This window comes from Pantoea osteomyelitidis (genome assembly GCF_044342975.1).
GTDB classification, from domain to species: domain Bacteria; phylum Pseudomonadota; class Gammaproteobacteria; order Enterobacterales; family Enterobacteriaceae; genus Pantoea; species Pantoea osteomyelitidis.
The window spans coordinates 454,215-471,210 of sequence record NZ_JBGFSN010000005.1; the positions used below are offsets into that span (position 1 = coordinate 454,215).

The window sequence follows — 16,996 nt, forward strand, 5'->3', positions numbered from 1 at the left end:
AGAGAATTCACAACACTATGGCGCAATTTTACTCCGCAAAACAGCGCGTGACGACCCGACAGCGTATCACCGTCACCATTGAAGCGCTCGATCCCTTTGGTCAGGGCGTTGCGCGACATCAGGGCAAGACGCTGTTCGTGACGGGCGCATTGCCCGGCGAACAGGCAGAGGTGACGCTGCTGGAGGATAAACGTCAGTACGCGCGCGCCAAAGTCACGCGCCTGCTGAGTCAGAGTCCGGCGCGCGTCACGCCGCGCTGTGCTTATTTTGGCGTGTGCGGCGGCTGTCAGCAACAGCACGTTGATGAGGCGTTGCAGCAGAGCAGCAAAGCGCAGGCGCTGGCCCGTATGCTCAGCCGCGAGACGCAGCAGCCGGTCGTGGTGGAGGAGATCATTGCCGGCGCGCCCTGGGGCTATCGCCGTCGCGCCCGGCTGGGATTGCAGTGGCAGGCGAAAACGCAGCAGCTGCGCATGGGATTTCGCCAGGCGGCGAGCAACGATCTGGTGGATATTGCGCAGTGCCCCATTCTGGCGCCCGAACTTGAGGCGCTGCTGCTGCCGGTTAAAGCATGTCTGAACGAACTGAAGGCGGCAAAGCGGCTGGGACATCTTGAGCTGGTACTGGCGGATAACGGTCCGTTGATGGTGCTGCGCCATCTTGATGCGCTGCATGCGGACGATAGACAAAAACTGGAACGTTTTTCGCATAAACATCAGCTAATGCTGTTTCTGGCGGACGGCAGCGACAGGCTGACCGCGCTGGGTGGTGAAACGCCCTTTTACCAGTCCCACAACCTGAAGCTCACCTTCAGCCCGCAGGATTTCATTCAGGTGAATGATGCGGTGAACCAGCAGATGGTGGCGAAGACGATCGAATGGCTCGATTTGCAGCCGCAGGACCGCGTGCTTGATCTGTTTTGCGGTATGGGAAACTTCACACTTCCTGTAGGAAAATTTGTATTAAATGCGGTTGGTGTGGAGGGCGTTGCAGCATTAGTGAGGCAGGCAGAGTATAATGCTGGCTTGAATAATCTTAAAAATGTCGCCTTTTTTCAGCACAACCTGGAAGAGGACGTTTCGCGCCAGCCGTGGGCGGCGCAGGGATTTAACAAGGTGTTACTGGATCCGGCACGGGCCGGTGCGGCGGGGGTAATGTCGCACATCGTTAAACTTGCCCCGGAACGTGTGGTCTATGTTTCCTGTAACCCTACAACACTTGCCCGTGACAGTCAGACATTACTGTCAGCGGGATACCATTTGGAAAGGGTCGCGATGCTGGATATGTTTCCTCATACCAGTCATCTCGAATCCATGGTGCTGTTCAGCAAAACATAAGCCGCCGTTGAGTGGCTGTGGCAGGAGAGGATATGGTTGCGGTAAGAAGTGCGCATTTAAACACGGCCGGGGAGTTTGCTCTCGATCAATGGATCGAAAGCCTTGGCATCGCCAACCCGCAATCATGTGCCCGTCTCGCTGACACCTGGCGCTACTGTGAAGCTGAAACGCGCGATCATCCCGATCAGACGCTGCTGTTATGGCGCGGTATCGAGATGGTGGAGATCCTTTCCATGCTCAGCATGGATATCGACAGCCTGCGCGCCGCGCTGATTTTCCCGCTGGCCAACGCTGATGTGGTCAGCGAAGAGGAGCTGGAACAGACGGTTGGCAAAGGGATCGTCTCGCTGGTGCACGGTGTGCGCGACATGGACGCCATTCGCCAGCTGAAAGCAATTCATAACGATTCGATGGCCTCCGAGCAGGTCGATAATGTGCGTCGCATGCTGCTGGCGATGGTGGAAGATTTCCGCTGCGTGGTGATCAAGCTGGCGGAGCGCATCGCCCATCTGCGCGAGATGAAGGATGCGCCCGAAGATGAGCGCGTGCTGGCCGCCAAAGAGAGCACCAATATTTATGCGCCGCTGGCTAACCGGCTGGGTATCGGCCAGCTGAAGTGGGAGCTGGAAGATTACTGCTTCCGCTATCTGCATCCCGATGAGTACAAGCGCATCGCTAAACTGCTGCATGAGCGCCGCATCGATCGCGAGCAATATATCGAAAACTTTGTTTCCGGCCTGCGCAAAGAGATGACCACAGAAGGGGTGCGCGCGGAGGTCTATGGCCGTCCCAAGCACATCTACAGCATCTGGCGCAAAATGCAGAAGAAGTCGCTGGCGTTTGATGAGCTGTTTGACGTGCGTGCGGTGCGCATCGTCGCCGATCGCCTGCAGGATTGCTACGGCGCGCTGGGCATCGTGCACACGCTTTATCGCCATCTGCCTGATGAGTTCGATGACTATGTCGCCAACCCCAAACCCAATGGCTACCAGTCGATTCACACCGTGGTGCTTGGCCCGCAGGGAAAAACGGTAGAGATTCAGATCCGCACTCGCCAGATGCATGAAGATGCGGAGCTGGGCGTCGCCGCGCACTGGAAATATAAAGAGGGGCCGGGCAACAGCAACGCGCGCGGCGCGGCGGGGCATGAGGAGCGCATCGCCTGGCTGCGTAAGCTGATCGCCTGGCAGGAAGAGATGGCGGACTCCGGCGAAATGCTGGAAGAGGTGCGCAGTCAGGTGTTCGACGACCGCGTCTATGTGTTTACGCCCAAGGGCGACGTGGTGGATCTGCCAGCCGGCTCCACGCCGCTCGATTTCGCTTACCACATCCACAGCGATATCGGCCATCGCTGTATCGGCGCTAAAATCGGCGGCCGCATCGTGCCCTTTACCTACCAGTTGCAGATGGGCGATCAGGTTGAGGTGATCACGCAGAAGCAGCCGAACCCGAGCCGCGACTGGCTGAATCCCAACCTCGGCTACATCACCACCAGCCGCGGTCGGTCAAAAATTCACGCCTGGTTCCGCAAGCAGGATCGCGATAAAAACATCATCGCCGGGCGCCAGATCCTTGACAGTGAACTGAGCCATCTCGATATCAGCCTGAAAGAGGCGGAAAAAGTCCTGCTGCCGCGCTACAACGTCAGCTCGCTGGATGAACTGCTGGCGGCTATCGGCGGCGGCGATATTCGTCTGAATCAGATGATTAACTATCTGCAGTCGAAGCTGAATAAGCCGAGCGCGGAAGAAGAAGATCGCGAGGCGCTGCGCCAGCTGACGCAAAAATCCTACACCCCCGCCTCGGCACGCAAAGAGAGCGGCCGCGTGGTGGTGGAAGGGGTCGGCAACCTGATGCATCACATTGCGCGTTGCTGCCAGCCAATTCCGGGCGACGATATCGTCGGCTTTATCACCCAAGGGCGCGGCATCTCGATTCATCGCGCCGACTGCGACCAGCTGGCCGAACTCACTAATCATGCGCCGGAGCGTATTGTTGATGCGGTCTGGGGCGAAAGTTACTCCAGCGGCTACTCGCTGGTGGTACGCGTCACCGCTAACGATCGCAGCGGCCTGCTGCGCGACATCACCACCATTCTCGCCAACGAGAAGGTCAATGTGCTGGGCGTCTCCAGCCGGAGCGATACCAAAAAGCAGCTCGCCACCATCGATATGGATATCGAAATCTATAATCAGCAGGTGCTGGGACGTGTGCTGGCGCGGCTGAATCAGGTGCCGGATATTATCGACGCGAAACGGTTACATTGATTTCATCCAGTAACTCCGCCAGCCTGTGCGCTCAGGCTGGCTGCGCCTTTTCTATTTTTTAACGGAACTGCCTATGTCTTCCCTTGAACGCCTGCTTAACATCATGCAGACCCTGCGCGATCCGCAACACGGCTGCCCGTGGGATCGTGAACAGACCTTTGCCACCATCGCGCCTTATACCCTCGAAGAGACTTACGAAGTGCTGGATGCCATTCAGCGCGAAGATTTTGACGATCTGCGCGGCGAGCTGGGGGATCTGCTGTTTCAGGTGGTGTTTTATGCTCAGATGGCGAGCGAGCAGGATCGCTTCAACTTTGATGACATCTGTAACGCCATCAGCGATAAGCTGGAGCGCCGTCATCCGAATATTTTCGGCGAGGTGAAAGCGGAAAGCAGCCGCGAAGTGCTGCACAACTGGGAACAGATCAAACGCGCCGAGCGCGCCGATAAAGCACAACACTCCGCCCTTGACGATATTCCTAAAGCGCTGCCGGCATTGATGCGCGCCCATAAAATCCAGAAGCGCTGTAGCCATGTCGGTTTTGACTGGACCACTCTCGGCCCGGTGGTAGAGAAGGTGCACGAAGAGATTGATGAAGTGATGTTCGAGGCGCAGCAGGCAGTAATCGATCCGGCAAAACTGGAGGAGGAGATTGGCGATCTGCTGTTTGCTACCGTTAACCTTTCCCGTCATCTCGGCAGCAAGGCGGAAACCGCTCTGCAAAAGGCCAACGACAAATTTGAGCGCCGTTTCCGTCAGGTTGAAGCCATTATCGCCGCACAGGGCCTGGAGATGTCGCAGGCGACTCTGGAGCAGATGGAAGCCGCCTGGCAGCAGGTGAAGGCGCAGGAAAAGGCGTAACGGGATCGTTGTCAGCCAATTATTCCTGAACTGCGCATAGTTTCACCGTTTAAGCTTACTCGATTCAGCCAGACCGCGACTTTGTGACGCAGGTCAACATTTCCCTGAATGCAATCCGCTATGTTACCCGAGCAATGCGTTGGAGGATGGCGTTGATTCATCAATTGTCGCAGATAGTGGTTTCCGGTATACTGTTTTCCCGTCCTGGTTATTCCACCATCTTTAAACCTAAACTCTCAGGTTCAGCATGACAACGAACTATATTTTTGTGACCGGCGGGGTCGTATCCTCTCTGGGTAAAGGCATTGCCGCAGCCTCCCTCGCAGCCATTCTCGAAGCCCGTGGTCTTAACGTGACCATCATGAAGCTGGACCCGTATATCAACGTCGATCCCGGCACCATGAGCCCGACACAGCACGGCGAAGTGTTCGTTACTGATGATGGGGCCGAAACCGATCTGGATCTGGGTCACTACGAGCGCTTCATCCGTACCAAAATGTCGCGCCGCAACAACTTCACCACTGGCCGCATTTATTCCGAAGTGCTGCGCAAAGAGCGTCGCGGCGACTATCTCGGTGCCACCATCCAGGTGATCCCGCATATCACTAACGCCATCAAAGAACGTATCATCGAAGGTGGCGAAGGTCACGACGTCGTGCTGGTGGAAATCGGCGGCACCGTAGGGGATATCGAATCGCTGCCGTTCCTTGAAGCGATCCGTCAGATGGCGGTGGACGTGGGCCGTGAGCACACCATGTATATGCACCTGACGCTGGTTCCCTATATGGCGGCGGCAGGCGAGGTGAAAACCAAACCCACGCAGCATTCGGTGAAAGAGCTGCTGTCGATCGGTATCCAGCCTGACGTGCTTATCTGCCGTTCAGACCGCGCGGTGCCGTCCAACGAACGCGCTAAAATCGCGCTGTTCTGTAACGTGCCGGAAAAAGCGGTTATCTCGCTGAAAGATGTCGATTCCATTTATAAAATCCCCGGCCTGCTGAAATCGCAGGGGCTGGATGACTACATTTGCAAACGCTTCAACCTGAACGCGCCGGAAGCCAATCTGGCCGAGTGGGAGCAGGTGATTTATGAAGAAGCAAATCCGGGCGGCGAAGTTACCATCGGTATGGTGGGCAAATATGTTGAGCTGCCGGATGCCTATAAATCAGTGATTGAAGCGCTGAAGCACGGCGGCCTGAAAAATCGCGTTACCGTTAACATCAAGCTGATCGATTCGCAGGATGTGGAAACGCGCGGCGTCGAATTACTGAAAGATTTGGATGCGATTCTGATTCCGGGCGGCTTCGGCTATCGCGGCGTGGAAGGCAAGCTGATTACCGCTAAATACGCGCGCGAAAACAACGTGCCTTATCTCGGCATCTGTCTCGGCATGCAGGTTGCGCTGATGGAGTTCGCGCGCAACGTCGCCGGGATGGAAGGCGCCAACTCGACGGAATTTGTGCCAGACTGTAAATATCCGGTGGTGGCGCTGATTACCGAATGGCGTGACGAAGAAGGCAATGTGGAAGTGCGTAGCGAGCAGAGCGATCTGGGCGGCACTATGCGCCTCGGCAGCCAGCAGTGTCAGCTAACCGACAACAGCCTGGTGCGTCAGCTGTACGGTTCCGACACCATTGTTGAGCGCCATCGTCATCGCTATGAAGTGAACAACCTGCTGCTGAAGCAGATTGAAGCGGCAGGCCTGCGCGTGGCGGGGCGTTCCGGGGATGACCAACTGGTGGAAATTATCGAGATCCCGAACCATCCGTGGTTTGTGGCTTGCCAGTTCCACCCTGAGTTCACCTCAACCCCGCGCGACGGTCACCCGCTGTTCGCCGGTTTTGTTAAGGCGGCACACGAGTACCAGAAGCGTTTAGCGAAGTAAGTTTTCACGAGCAGCGCGCGAACTTTTCGCGCGTTGTTTGTCTTAGGATTGACTAACTTGTACTGAGGAAAAACTAATGTCCAAAATCGTTAAAGTCATCGGTCGCGAAATCATCGACTCCCGTGGTAACCCGACTGTTGAAGCAGAAGTGCATCTGGAAGGTGGTTTCGTTGGTCTGGCAGCGGCTCCATCAGGCGCTTCTACCGGTTCGCGTGAGGCTCTGGAACTGCGTGACGGCGACAAATCACGTTTCCTCGGCAAAGGCGTGACCAAAGCGGTTGCGGCAGTTAACGGTCCGATTGCTGATGCGGTTAAAGGCAAAGATGCCAAAGATCAGGCGAACATTGATAAGATCATGATCGACCTGGACGGTACTGAAAACAAATCCAACTTCGGTGCAAACGCCATTCTGGCCGTTTCTCTGGCAGCTGCGAAAGCCGCTGCGGCCTCTAAAGGTCAGCCGCTGTATGAGCACATCGCTGAACTGAACGGCACTCCGGGCAAATTCTCTATGCCGCTGCCGATGATGAACATCATTAACGGCGGCGAGCACGCCGACAACAACGTCGATATCCAGGAATTCATGATCCAGCCGGTAGGCGCTTCCAGCGTGAAAGAAGCGATCCGCATGGGTTCTGAAGTGTTCCATCACCTGGCGAAAGTGCTGAAAGGCAAAGGCATGAATACCGCTGTTGGCGACGAAGGCGGCTACGCGCCGAACCTGGGTTCCAACGCCGAAGCGCTGGCCGTGATCGCGGAAGCGGTAAAAGCAGCCGGTTACGAGCTGGGCAAAGATATCACCCTGGCGATGGACTGTGCGGCTTCTGAATTCTACAAAGACGGCAAATATGTGCTGGCTGGTGAAGGCGGCAAGGCGTTCACCTCTGAAGAGTTCACCCACTTCCTGGAAGATCTGACCAAACAGTATCCGATCGTCTCCATCGAAGATGGCCTGGACGAATCTGACTGGGAAGGCTTCGCTTACCAGACCAAAGTGCTGGGCGACAAAATCCAGCTGGTGGGTGATGACCTGTTCGTGACTAACACCAAAATCCTGAAAGAAGGTATCGAGAAAGGCATCGCTAACTCCATTCTGATCAAATTCAACCAGATCGGTTCTCTGACCGAAACTCTGGCGGCGATCAAAATGGCGAAAGACGCAGGCTACACCGCGGTGATCTCTCACCGCTCCGGTGAAACCGAAGACGCTACCATCGCTGACCTGGCAGTAGGTACCGCAGCGGGCCAGATCAAAACCGGTTCTATGAGCCGTTCTGACCGTGTAGCGAAATACAACCAGTTGATCCGTATTGAAGAAGCGCTGGGTTCAAAAGCGCCGTTCAACGGTCTGAAAGAAGTGAAAGGCCAGGCGTAATCGCCTGCGGGCGCGGCGACGGCTGCGCCTCTGTCTGACTGAAGCCTCGCCCTGGCGCGAGGCTTTTTCATTCCATGCTTTTTCCACCGCTGCCTGCCGCTTGCTGACAATGTTCATTTTGTCGCGCAGCAAATCTCTGCCATAATCAGCGCCCCGATTTATCCAGACGAGTAAAAAATGCACTACCCGATTAACGAAATGTTCCAGACGCTGCAGGGCGAAGGCTTTTATACCGGCGTTCCGGCCATCTTCATCCGTATGCAGGGATGTCCGGTGGGCTGTAGCTGGTGTGATACCAAACATACCTGGGAAAAGCTGGCGGATCGGGAGACTTCGCTGGGTGACATTCTGGTCAAAAATATTGAAAGCGATGCCTGGGGCAACGCCGATGCCGCGATGCTGATTGATACTATTGCCCGTCAGGGCTGGACGGCGCGCCATGTGGTGATTACCGGTGGGGAACCAGCCATTTACGATCTGCGACCGCTGACCAGCGCGCTGGAAGCGGCTGGGTTTGGCTGCCAGATTGAAACCAGCGGAACGCACAGCATTCACTGTTCTGATGCCACCTGGGTGACGGTTTCGCCTAAAGTAAATATGCGTGGCGGCTACGACGTGCTGCCGCAGGCGCTGGCGCGCGCCGATGAGATCAAACATCCGGTCGGGCGCGAACGCGACATCGAAGCGTTGGATGAACTGCTGGCAGGCATTGATGATGACAAGCAGCGGGTCATCGCACTACAGCCCATCAGCCGTAAAGAGGCGGCGACCAAGCTCTGCATCGAGACCTGTATCGCCCGCAACTGGCGTTTATCGATGCAGACGCACAAATACCTGAACATCGCCTGAGTCTGAATAAGCAGGGCGGCCCACAGCCGCCCTGAGCGATCGTCGGAAAACTTACTGCTTCGCTTTCCAGGCGTCGAATGCTTGTTTGATCTCCGTTTTGGCCGTCGCCGCATCCTGGAAACCGTTCAGCTCCACTTTCTTGCGTCCATCTGGCAGCTGCTTGTAAACGCGGAAAAACGCCTGCAGGCGCTCCTGCTCCATTTTCGGCAGATCGCTGATTGCCTGAACATCATCATAGGTAGGATCGATTTTGCTGGCCGGTACGGCGACAATCTTATCGTCCACCTCGCCGCCATCAATCATCTTCAGCACGCCAATCGGACGCAGCTTGATCAGCGTGCCCGGCTGCATCGGCGCGCGGGTATAAAAGATCACATCCAGCGGATCGTTATCGCCGCCCAGTGACTGGGTCAATGAGCCGTAGTTAGCCGGATAGGCTACCGGCATCGACTGAAAGCGGTCCGCAACGATAAAACCTGTTTTGGCGTCGGTCTCATATTTGATGATTCCGCCCGCCGGGATTTCAGTCACGGCATAAAACTCATCAGGGTTATTTTCCGGCTGTGGAAAATCGAGCACATTCTGTGCCTGAACGGCGGCAGAGGCAGAAATAAAAAGCGCAATCAGGGAAAGTTTTTTGACCAGATTCATTGTTGATTCTCTTGATCTTTAATGAAGGAGCCAACAACGTAAGTAGCAAAGATGACAGAATGATGACGGGATAAAAAAAACGGATCGAACAGGTCGATCCGTTTGGCTCAGCCGCGATAGACGCAGCCGGCGGTACAGGTCTCTTTGATCATTACCGCGCTCAGCTCGGGCAGGCGCGGTTTCATCTGGTCCCAAATCCACTTCGCCAGTACTTCGCTGGTAGGATTCTCCAGACCCGGGATCTCATTCAGGTAGAAGTGATCGAGACGATTGTAAATCGGCTTAAACGCCGCTTTCAGTTCGGCGAAATCCATTACCCAGCCGGTATGCGCATCCACTTCACCGGTAATTTCCAGACGCACCAAAAATGAATGGCCATGTAAGCGCCCGCATTTGTGCCCGTCAGGCACATGGGGCAAGTGGTGAGCCGCTTCGAACTGGAACTCTTTAAACAGCGTGGTAGACATAATATTTTCCGGTCTTAAAAACCCGCAAAGTCTACCTGAAAAGCGGAATTTACGCACCCGTCACGGGCTAAAAGTCATTTTTCCCGCTTTGCCTGTAAGGTGATTACAGCATATGTTTGAATTGAAAGATTTTTCTTTACCACTTTTGCCGATTAACTTTACCCGTAAAACCGTTTAGTCGTTTTGGTTATTATTTATGTCGAAGCTTTATTTAATCGTTAATATACGGGCCGGTAACCTATCTGTTCTTCCGCCACTTTACGGTCCGGACTTTTGACACTGGAATTCTTAACGCGATGACGACTCAGGCTCCCCCAAGTTCTCTGCTCCCGCTGACGCCGGAGCAACTCGCGCGCTTGCAGGCGGCGACAACCGATTTCTCCACCACTCAACTGGCGTGGCTCTCCGGCTACTTCTGGGGGATGCTCAATCAGACGCCCGGCAGCATGGCGGCCAGCGCGCCGGCGCAGGCTGAAGCGCCCGCTATTACGCTGATCTCCGCTTCGCAAACCGGCAACGCCCGTCGCGTTGCGGAACAGCTGCGCGACGATCTGCTGGCGGCGAAGCTGAACGTGAATTTGGTGAATGCGGGTGACTATAAATTCAAGCAGATTGGCCAGGAGAAGCTGCTGGTGATCGTCACCTCGACGCAGGGAGAAGGGGATCCGCCGGAAGAAGCTGTCGCGTTGTATAAATTCCTGATGTCGAAAAAAGCGCCGAAGCTTGAGGGCACCGCCTTTGCCGTGTTTGGTCTTGGTGACACCTCTTACGAATTTTTCAGCAAGATGGGCAAGGATTTCGATAAACGCCTGGCTGAGCTGGGCGCCGAACGCCTGCTGGATCGCGTGGATGCCGATGTGGAATACGCTGCGCCAGCGGCGGCATGGCGCGAACAGATTACCGCGATTCTGAAACAGCGCGCGCCTGCTGCCACCCCGGCGCAGGCGGCGATGAGCGCGGCGGGTACGGTGAACGAAGTGTTCACCAGCCCCTATAGCAAAGAGGCGCCGCTTAGCGCCGCCCTGGCCGTTAACCAGAAAATTACCGGCCGCGACTCTGATAAAGATGTGCGTCATATCGAGATCGACCTCGGCGACTCCGGTCTGCGTTACCAGCCAGGCGATGCGCTTGGCGTCTGGTATGAGAACGATCCGGCGTTGGTGCAGGAGCTTACTGAGCTGTTGTGGCTGAACGGCAGCGAAGAAGTTGAGATCAACGGTCAGAGCCTGAGGATCGCTGACGCGCTGCAAAAACAGTTTGAACTTACCGTCAACACGCCGCAGATCGTAGAGCAATACGCCGCGCTGGCGCGTAACGAAACCCTGCTGGCGCTGGTGGCGGATAAAGCGCAGCTGCAACACTATGCGCAGACCATGCCGATTGTGGATATGGTGCGTCAGGCGCCGTGCGAACTGCGTGCCGAGCAGCTGACCGCCTTGCTGCGCCCGCTGACGCCGCGCCTTTATTCCATCGCCTCCTCGCAGGCGGAAACAGATACCGAAGTGCATATCACCGTCGGCGCGGTGCGTTACGAGATTGATGGCCGCGCCCGCGCGGGCGGCGCTTCCAGCTATCTGGCGGATCGTCTGGAAGAGGATGGCGAAATCCGCGTGTTCATCGAACACAACGATAACTTCCGTCTGCCTGCCGACCCGGACGCGCCGGTGATTATGATTGGTCCCGGCACCGGCATCGCGCCGTTCCGCGCCTTTATGCAGCAGCGCGACAACGACGGCGCAGGCGGCAAAAACTGGCTGTTCTTCGGCAATCCGCATTTTACCGAGGATTTTCTCTATCAGGTAGAGTGGCAGAAATATGTCAAGGATGGCCTGTTGACCAACATCGATCTCGCCTGGTCGCGCGATCAGGCAGAGAAAGTTTACGTACAGGATAAAATCCGCGCCAAAGGCGCGGAAGTGTGGCGCTGGATTCAGGAAGGCGCGCATATTTACGTCTGCGGCGACGCCAATCGTATGGCGAAAGACGTTGAACAGGCATTGCTGGATGTGGTGGTCGGGCACGGCGGAATGGATCGTGAAACGGCCGACGAATTTTTAAGTGAGCTGCGCATTGAGCGCCGTTATCAGCGAGACGTTTACTGATGAGTGAAAAACACCCTGGACCGCTGGTCGTTGAAGGCAAACTTTCTGACGCAGAGCGCCTGAAAAAAGAGAGCAACTATCTGCGCGGCACCATTCTGGAAGATCTCGATGAAGGTCTGACCGGCGGCTTTAACGGCGATAACTTTCTGCTGATCCGTTTCCATGGCATGTATCAGCAGGACGATCGCGATATTCGCGCCGAACGCGCTGAACAGAAGCTGGAACCGCGTCACGCGATGATGCTGCGCTGCCGTCTGCCGGGCGGCATCATTACGCCGCAGCAGTGGCTTCAGATCGATAAATTCGCCACCGACAAAACCATTTACGGCAGCATTCGGATCACTAACCGTCAGACCTTCCAGTTTCACGGCATTCTGAAGAAGAACGTCAAACCGGCGCATCAGATGCTGCACGAAGTGGGCCTTGACGCGCTGGCGACCGCCAACGATGTGAACCGTAATGTGCTCTGTACCTCTAACCCGGTGGAGTCTGAACTGCATCAGGAAGCATACGAGTGGGCGAAGAAGATCTCTGAGCATCTGCTGCCGCGCACCCGCGCCTACGCAGAAATCTGGTGGGATAAAGAGAAGGTAGCGACCACCGATGAGGAGCCAATCCTCGGTGAAACCTACCTGCCGCGTAAGTTCAAAACCACCGTGGTGATCCCGCCGCACAACGATGTGGATCTGCATGCCAACGATCTGAACTTTATCGCGGTCGCCGAGAACGGCAAGCTGGTGGGCTTCAACCTGCTGGTAGGCGGTGGTCTCTCTATTGAGCATGGCAACAAGGCGACCTATGCACGTACCGCCAGCGAAATCGGCTATCTGCCGCTGGATAAAACCCTCGACGTGGCTACGGCGGTAGTGACTACCCAGCGCGACTGGGGCAACCGTACCGACCGTAAAAACGCCAAGACCAAATATACCCTGGAGCGCGTGGGCGTCGAGACCTTCAAAGCGGAAGTGGAGAAGCGCGCAGGTATCGCCTTCGAGCCGATTCGTCCGTACGAATTCACCACCCGCGGCGATCGCTTTGGCTGGATCAAAGGCATCGACAACAAATGGCACCTGACGCTGTTTGTGGAAAACGGTCGTCTGCTCGATTATCCGGGGCGCCCATTGAAAACCGGTATGCTGGAGATCGCAAAGGTTCATCAGGGCGACTTCCGTCTCACCGCTAACCAGAACCTGATCGTGGCGGGGGTACCCGCGAGCGAAAAAGATCGTATCGAACTGATTGCCCGCCAGCACGGTTTAATGGAGAACGTCAGCGCGCAGCGTGAGAACTCCATGGCCTGCGTGGCGTTCCCGACCTGTCCGCTGGCGATGGCGGAAGCGGAGCGTTTCCTGCCCGCTTTCGTTACTAAAGTGGAAGAGATCATGCAGGGTCATGGGGTTGGCGAAGAGCACATAGTGCTACGCGTCACCGGTTGTCCCAACGGCTGCGGTCGTGCCATGCTGGCTGAAATCGGGTTAGTCGGGAAAGCGCCGGGTCGTTACAACCTGCATATCGGCGGTAACCGCATCGGCACGCGCATTCCGCGCATGTACCGTGAGAATATTAACGAAAGCGAGATTCTTGCCAGCATTGATGAGCTGGTGGGCCGCTGGGCGAAAGAGCGTGACCATGACGAAGGCTTTGGTGATTTCGTCATTCGCGCCGGCATCGTGAAACCGGTACTGGATCCGGCCCGCGATTTTTGGGAATAACGGAGGCAACATGTCTGTACTCGATCTCGCAACACTGAATGAATTACCGAAAGTTGAGCGCATTCTGGCAATTGCCGAAACCAATGCGCTGCTGGAAAAGCGCAGCGCCGAGGAGCGCGTCAGCTGGGCGCTGGACAATTTGCCGGGCGCCTTTGTGCTCTCTTCCAGCTTTGGCATTCAGGCGGCGGTGTCGCTGCATCTGGTGACGCGTTTGAGACCAGACATTCCGGTGATTCTGACCGATACCGGCTATCTGTTCCCGGAAACCTACCGTTTTATCGATGAGCTGACCGATAAGCTGGATTTGAATCTGCATGTTTTCCGTGCGGAAACCTCGCCAGCCTGGCAGGAAGCGCGTTACGGCAAGCTGTGGGAGCAGGGGGTTGAGGGCATCGAAAAGTACAACCAGATCAATAAGGTTGAGCCAATGAACCGCGCCCTGGAAACCCTTGGCGCGCACACCTGGTTCGCCGGGCTGCGTCGCGATCAGTCCGGCAGCCGCGCCAATCTGCCGGTGCTGGCCGTTCAGCGTGGCGTGTTTAAAATCCTGCCGATCATTGACTGGGATAACCGTCAGGTTTATCAGTACCTGAAGCAGCATAACCTGAAATATCACCCGCTCTGGGACGAAGGCTATCTATCGGTGGGCGATACCCACACCACCAAAAAATGGGAACCGGGCATGGCGGAAGAGGAGACGCGCTTCTTCGGCCTGAAACGCGAGTGCGGATTACACGAAGGCTAAGCGGTCTGCAACGAAGTGAAGAAGCCGGAAAGGGGCAATCACCCCTTTCCGGCTTTATTTTTGTGGATTCGTCAGCTCCGTCAGCAGCGGCAGCAAAATTTTCACGCTGTCATGCATGCGCTGCGTGATGCGGCCCGGCAGCCAGCGATCCAGATAGTTCAGGTTATCGCGATTGGTCTGGTGGCGAACCGTACCCTCGGGAAAATGCGTCGTGCGCGCGCGCTGGATGCCTCCTGCGCCGCTCAGCGGCCCGTTGCCGGCGGTAACATCCAGCAGGGGAAAGCCCGCTTTATCGAACGGATTGATGGGGTGATGATCTTTTTCCGTCAAACGATAGCTGGCGGCGGGAATGCCGAAGCGGCGCGCCAGCGCCAGCGCGCGCTGACTGGTTTGCTGACGTACCGATCCCGGCATATGCACGCCACTGTTGAAGCAGAGCCGATCGCCAACGATCAGGCTGTGCAGGTTAATCACCAACAGCGTGTTCTTCTTCTCTTTTTCACTCATACGCGCCAGATAATCTTCCATGCCGCGCTGCGAGGTTTCGCTGGCGCTGAGGGCGACAAAGCGTACGCCATAATGCAGCGGCATTGTGCTCAGATGGCGCGCCAGCTCCAGCATCACGCCGAGTCCTGAGGCATTATCATCCGCGCCCTGCAGGCGCAGGCCGCCCTGATCATGCTGCGCCTGAGCAGCGTTTTGCGGCGTCCAGGTATCCAGCGAGGCCAGAATCAAAATCTCCTGCGGCTGCGTACCGGCGCGTGCGGCGATCACCGAGGTGGCGGTAACTTTATGCCAGCGCTGCTCGCCGTGAGCATCACGCCAGGGTGCGCCAGTATTAAACTGTCGGGTATTGTTCTGAAAACCCAGGGCGCTGAACTGCTGTCGGAGATAGTCCGCCGCCATCATTTCTGCCGGACTGCCGCTCATCCGTCCGGGAAACCAGCTGGCGATATGGCGCAGCTGTTGTTCAGCAAACTGACCGGTTTCGGCTTCATCAGCCTGGGCCTGAAGGGTTAAACCGCAACTGAGCAGCGCAGCCAGCGCGGTCAGGCGGAGAGTGGCAAACATAACGCAATCCTTTCCTGTCGTCCTGTGACGTTTGGGGCGAAAAAATTTCATCGCCAGTATGAAACCGTGATGGCGATTGCACAATTCGAATTGTCCCGAAACGCCAGTAATATCATCTGCTAAGCACAATTTGTTCTTAGCATTTGCGGCGCGTTATTCCATTAGGTAACTACTCATTCCAATTCGTAATTTCATCTGCCTGAACCCGCAGTCGTATAGTCACGTTAAATCATTGTAACTACGATAAGGTTAACGTGGACTATCTGCCTCTCTTTGCCGATCTCAAAGGCCGACCGGTTCTGGTTGTCGGCGGTGGTGATGTGGCAGCGCGTAAAATCGAACTGCTGCGTCGGGCCGGCGCTCAGGTGCATATTGCCGCCCGCGCGCTCTGTCCTGAACTGCAGGCGCTGCAGGAAGAGCAGCAGGTTGAATGGCTGGCGACGGCGTTCGATGAGGCGCAGCTGGATCGCGTTTTTCTGGTGATTGCCGCAACCGACGACAATGCGCTGAACAGCCGGGTCTTTGAGGCCGCTAACGCGCGTCAGAAGCTGGTTAACGTTGTCGACGATCAGCCGAAATGCAGCTTTATCTTCCCCTCTATTGTTGACCGCTCGCCGCTGGTGGTGGCGATCTCCTCCAGCGGCACCGCGCCGGTACTGGCGCGTCTGCTGCGTGAGAAGCTGGAAGCGTTGCTGCCTGCCAACCTCGGGCAGATGGCGCAGGTTGCCGGTCAGTGGCGCGACAAAGTTAAACAGCGCTACAGCAAAATGTCTGATCGTCGTCGTTTCTGGGAGCGCGCCTTTAACGGCCTGTTTGCCAGCCAGATGGCGGCCGGAAACCTCAGCACCGCAAAGCAGACGCTCGATAATGAGCTGAACGGCGAAGAAAACAATCAGGGCGAAATTATTCTGGTCGGCGCCGGACCGGGCGACAGCGGCCTGCTGACCTTGCGCGGCCTGCAGGTTATGCAGCTGGCGGACGTGGTGCTTTACGATCACCTGGTCAGCGACGAGGTGCTGGAGCTGGTGCGGCGCGATGCCGATCGCATCTGTGTCGGCAAGCGTGCCGGTGCCCATTCGGTTTCGCAGGAAGAGACCAACCACTTGTTGGTGAAGCTGGCGCAGCAAGGCAAACGTGTGGTGCGCCTGAAGGGCGGCGATCCCTTTATTTTTGGTCGCGGCGGCGAAGAGCTGCAGGCTGCGCGCGCGGCGGGCATTCCATTTCAGGTGGTGCCGGGCGTAACGGCTGCGGCGGGCGCCACCGCTTACGCGGGCATCCCGTTAACCCACCGCGACTACGCGCAAAGCGTGCTGTTTATTACCGGACACTGCCGCGCCGACGGCGCAGATATCGACTGGCCTTCGCTGGCGCGCGCGCGTCAGACGCTGGCAATCTACATGGGCACGGTGAAGGCCGCGGAAATTAGCGCCGCGCTGATTCAGCACGGGCGCGCCCCGGATACGCCGGTGGCGGTGATTGGACGCGGCACGCGCCAGGATCAGCAGGTACTGACCGGCACCCTAGAACAACTCGACGCGCTGGCTCGCTCAGCGCCGACGCCAGCGCTGCTGGTAATTGGGGAAGTGGTGAATTTGCACGGGCAACTGGCCTGGTTTCAACATTCAGCGCAGCAGGGGGCTCGCGAGTCCGCTGTTGTCAATCTGGCTTGAGGGAAA

At 56.7% G+C, this 16,996-nt stretch carries 13 protein-coding genes; 10 read left to right on the top strand and 3 right to left on the bottom strand.

What is annotated here, in order from left to right; genetic code table 11:
* Positions 1-17 precede the first annotated feature (17 nt).
* The 6 genes from rlmD (at position 18) to queE (ending at position 8,572) form a co-directional block, all read left to right on the top strand.
* Positions 18-1,334: a 23S rRNA (uracil(1939)-C(5))-methyltransferase RlmD gene (gene rlmD / locus ABU178_RS15740; RefSeq protein ID WP_397216570.1), complete on the top strand. Its 1,317-nt coding sequence runs from the start codon at positions 18-20 to the stop codon at positions 1,332-1,334.
* A gap of 32 nt (positions 1,335-1,366) precedes the next feature.
* Positions 1,367-3,601, top strand: a complete 2,235-nt coding sequence (gene relA, locus ABU178_RS15745; protein ID WP_397216572.1) for a GTP diphosphokinase — start codon at positions 1,367-1,369, stop codon at positions 3,599-3,601.
* Positions 3,602-3,674: 73 nt separating this feature from the next.
* The gene (mazG, locus tag ABU178_RS15750; protein ID WP_397216574.1) at positions 3,675-4,463 is read left to right on the top strand and encodes a nucleoside triphosphate pyrophosphohydrolase; all 789 of its coding nucleotides are present in this window, start codon (positions 3,675-3,677) and stop codon (positions 4,461-4,463) included.
* 247 nt (positions 4,464-4,710) lie between these two features.
* Entirely contained in the window at positions 4,711-6,348 is a 1,638-nt protein-coding gene (gene pyrG, locus ABU178_RS15755; protein ID WP_397216576.1) for a glutamine hydrolyzing CTP synthase, read from the top strand.
* Positions 6,349-6,424: 76 nt separating this feature from the next.
* On the top strand, positions 6,425-7,723 hold the full coding sequence (gene eno, locus ABU178_RS15760; protein WP_397216577.1) for a phosphopyruvate hydratase: 1,299 nt from the start codon (positions 6,425-6,427) through the stop codon (positions 7,721-7,723).
* A gap of 177 nt (positions 7,724-7,900) precedes the next feature.
* Entirely contained in the window at positions 7,901-8,572 is a 672-nt protein-coding gene (gene queE, locus ABU178_RS15765) for a 7-carboxy-7-deazaguanine synthase QueE (RefSeq protein ID WP_397216579.1), read from the top strand.
* 51 nt (positions 8,573-8,623) lie between these two features.
* Here queE and ABU178_RS15770 read toward each other — a convergent pair whose 3' ends face one another.
* Together ABU178_RS15770 and queD are read right to left on the bottom strand one after the other, a co-directional pair.
* Positions 8,624-9,223 (bottom strand): inorganic diphosphatase, encoded by a 600-nt coding sequence (locus tag ABU178_RS15770; RefSeq protein WP_397216581.1) that lies wholly within the window; start codon positions 9,221-9,223, stop codon positions 8,624-8,626.
* A gap of 107 nt (positions 9,224-9,330) precedes the next feature.
* The gene (gene queD / locus ABU178_RS15775; protein WP_397216583.1) at positions 9,331-9,690 is read right to left on the bottom strand and encodes a 6-carboxytetrahydropterin synthase QueD; all 360 of its coding nucleotides are present in this window, start codon (positions 9,688-9,690) and stop codon (positions 9,331-9,333) included.
* A 296-nt stretch (positions 9,691-9,986) separates the two neighbouring features.
* Here queD and cysJ point away from each other — a divergent pair, with 296 nt between their 5' ends.
* The 3 genes from cysJ to cysH are packed head-to-tail and all read left to right on the top strand — an operon-like array spanning position 9,987 to position 14,249.
* Positions 9,987-11,792: an NADPH-dependent assimilatory sulfite reductase flavoprotein subunit gene (cysJ, locus tag ABU178_RS15780; RefSeq protein ID WP_397216584.1), complete on the top strand. Its 1,806-nt coding sequence runs from the start codon at positions 9,987-9,989 to the stop codon at positions 11,790-11,792.
* A complete protein-coding gene (cysI, locus tag ABU178_RS15785) occupies positions 11,792-13,504 on the top strand; it encodes an assimilatory sulfite reductase (NADPH) hemoprotein subunit (RefSeq protein ID WP_397216586.1) in 1,713 nt (570 codons plus the stop codon). Before cysJ ends, cysI begins: the two co-directional genes overlap by 1 nt.
* A gap of 10 nt (positions 13,505-13,514) precedes the next feature.
* A complete protein-coding gene (cysH, locus tag ABU178_RS15790) occupies positions 13,515-14,249 on the top strand; it encodes a phosphoadenosine phosphosulfate reductase (protein WP_397216588.1) in 735 nt (244 codons plus the stop codon).
* 54 nt (positions 14,250-14,303) lie between these two features.
* Here the strand turns inward: cysH and ABU178_RS15795 are convergent, their stop codons facing one another.
* The gene (locus ABU178_RS15795) at positions 14,304-15,320 is read right to left on the bottom strand and encodes an aminopeptidase (RefSeq protein WP_397216590.1); all 1,017 of its coding nucleotides are present in this window, start codon (positions 15,318-15,320) and stop codon (positions 14,304-14,306) included.
* A 254-nt stretch (positions 15,321-15,574) separates the two neighbouring features.
* Here ABU178_RS15795 and cysG point away from each other — a divergent pair, with 254 nt between their 5' ends.
* Complete coding sequence (gene cysG / locus ABU178_RS15800; protein ID WP_397216592.1) at positions 15,575-16,990, top strand: siroheme synthase CysG; 1,416 nt, start codon at positions 15,575-15,577, stop codon at positions 16,988-16,990.
* Positions 16,991-16,996 lie beyond the last annotated feature (6 nt).

Excerpts from the sequence above, each read along its gene's own strand:
- relA (WP_397216572.1), top strand. The coding sequence starts at position 1,367 with ATGGTTGCGGTAAGAAGTGCGCATTTAAACACGGCCGGGGAGTTTGCT.
- ABU178_RS15770 (WP_397216581.1), bottom strand. The coding sequence starts at position 9,223 with ATGAATCTGGTCAAAAAACTTTCCCTGATTGCGCTTTTTATTTCTGCC.
- ABU178_RS15795 (WP_397216590.1), bottom strand. The coding sequence starts at position 15,320 with ATGTTTGCCACTCTCCGCCTGACCGCGCTGGCTGCGCTGCTCAGTTGC.
- eno (WP_397216577.1), top strand. The coding sequence starts at position 6,425 with ATGTCCAAAATCGTTAAAGTCATCGGTCGCGAAATCATCGACTCCCGT.
- cysI (WP_397216586.1), top strand. The coding sequence starts at position 11,792 with ATGAGTGAAAAACACCCTGGACCGCTGGTCGTTGAAGGCAAACTTTCT.
- cysJ (WP_397216584.1), top strand. The coding sequence starts at position 9,987 with ATGACGACTCAGGCTCCCCCAAGTTCTCTGCTCCCGCTGACGCCGGAG.
- rlmD (WP_397216570.1), top strand. The coding sequence starts at position 18 with ATGGCGCAATTTTACTCCGCAAAACAGCGCGTGACGACCCGACAGCGT.
- queD (WP_397216583.1), bottom strand. The coding sequence starts at position 9,690 with ATGTCTACCACGCTGTTTAAAGAGTTCCAGTTCGAAGCGGCTCACCAC.
- cysH (WP_397216588.1), top strand. The coding sequence starts at position 13,515 with ATGTCTGTACTCGATCTCGCAACACTGAATGAATTACCGAAAGTTGAG.
- queE (WP_397216579.1), top strand. The coding sequence starts at position 7,901 with ATGCACTACCCGATTAACGAAATGTTCCAGACGCTGCAGGGCGAAGGC.
- pyrG (WP_397216576.1), top strand. The coding sequence starts at position 4,711 with ATGACAACGAACTATATTTTTGTGACCGGCGGGGTCGTATCCTCTCTG.
- mazG (WP_397216574.1), top strand. The coding sequence starts at position 3,675 with ATGTCTTCCCTTGAACGCCTGCTTAACATCATGCAGACCCTGCGCGAT.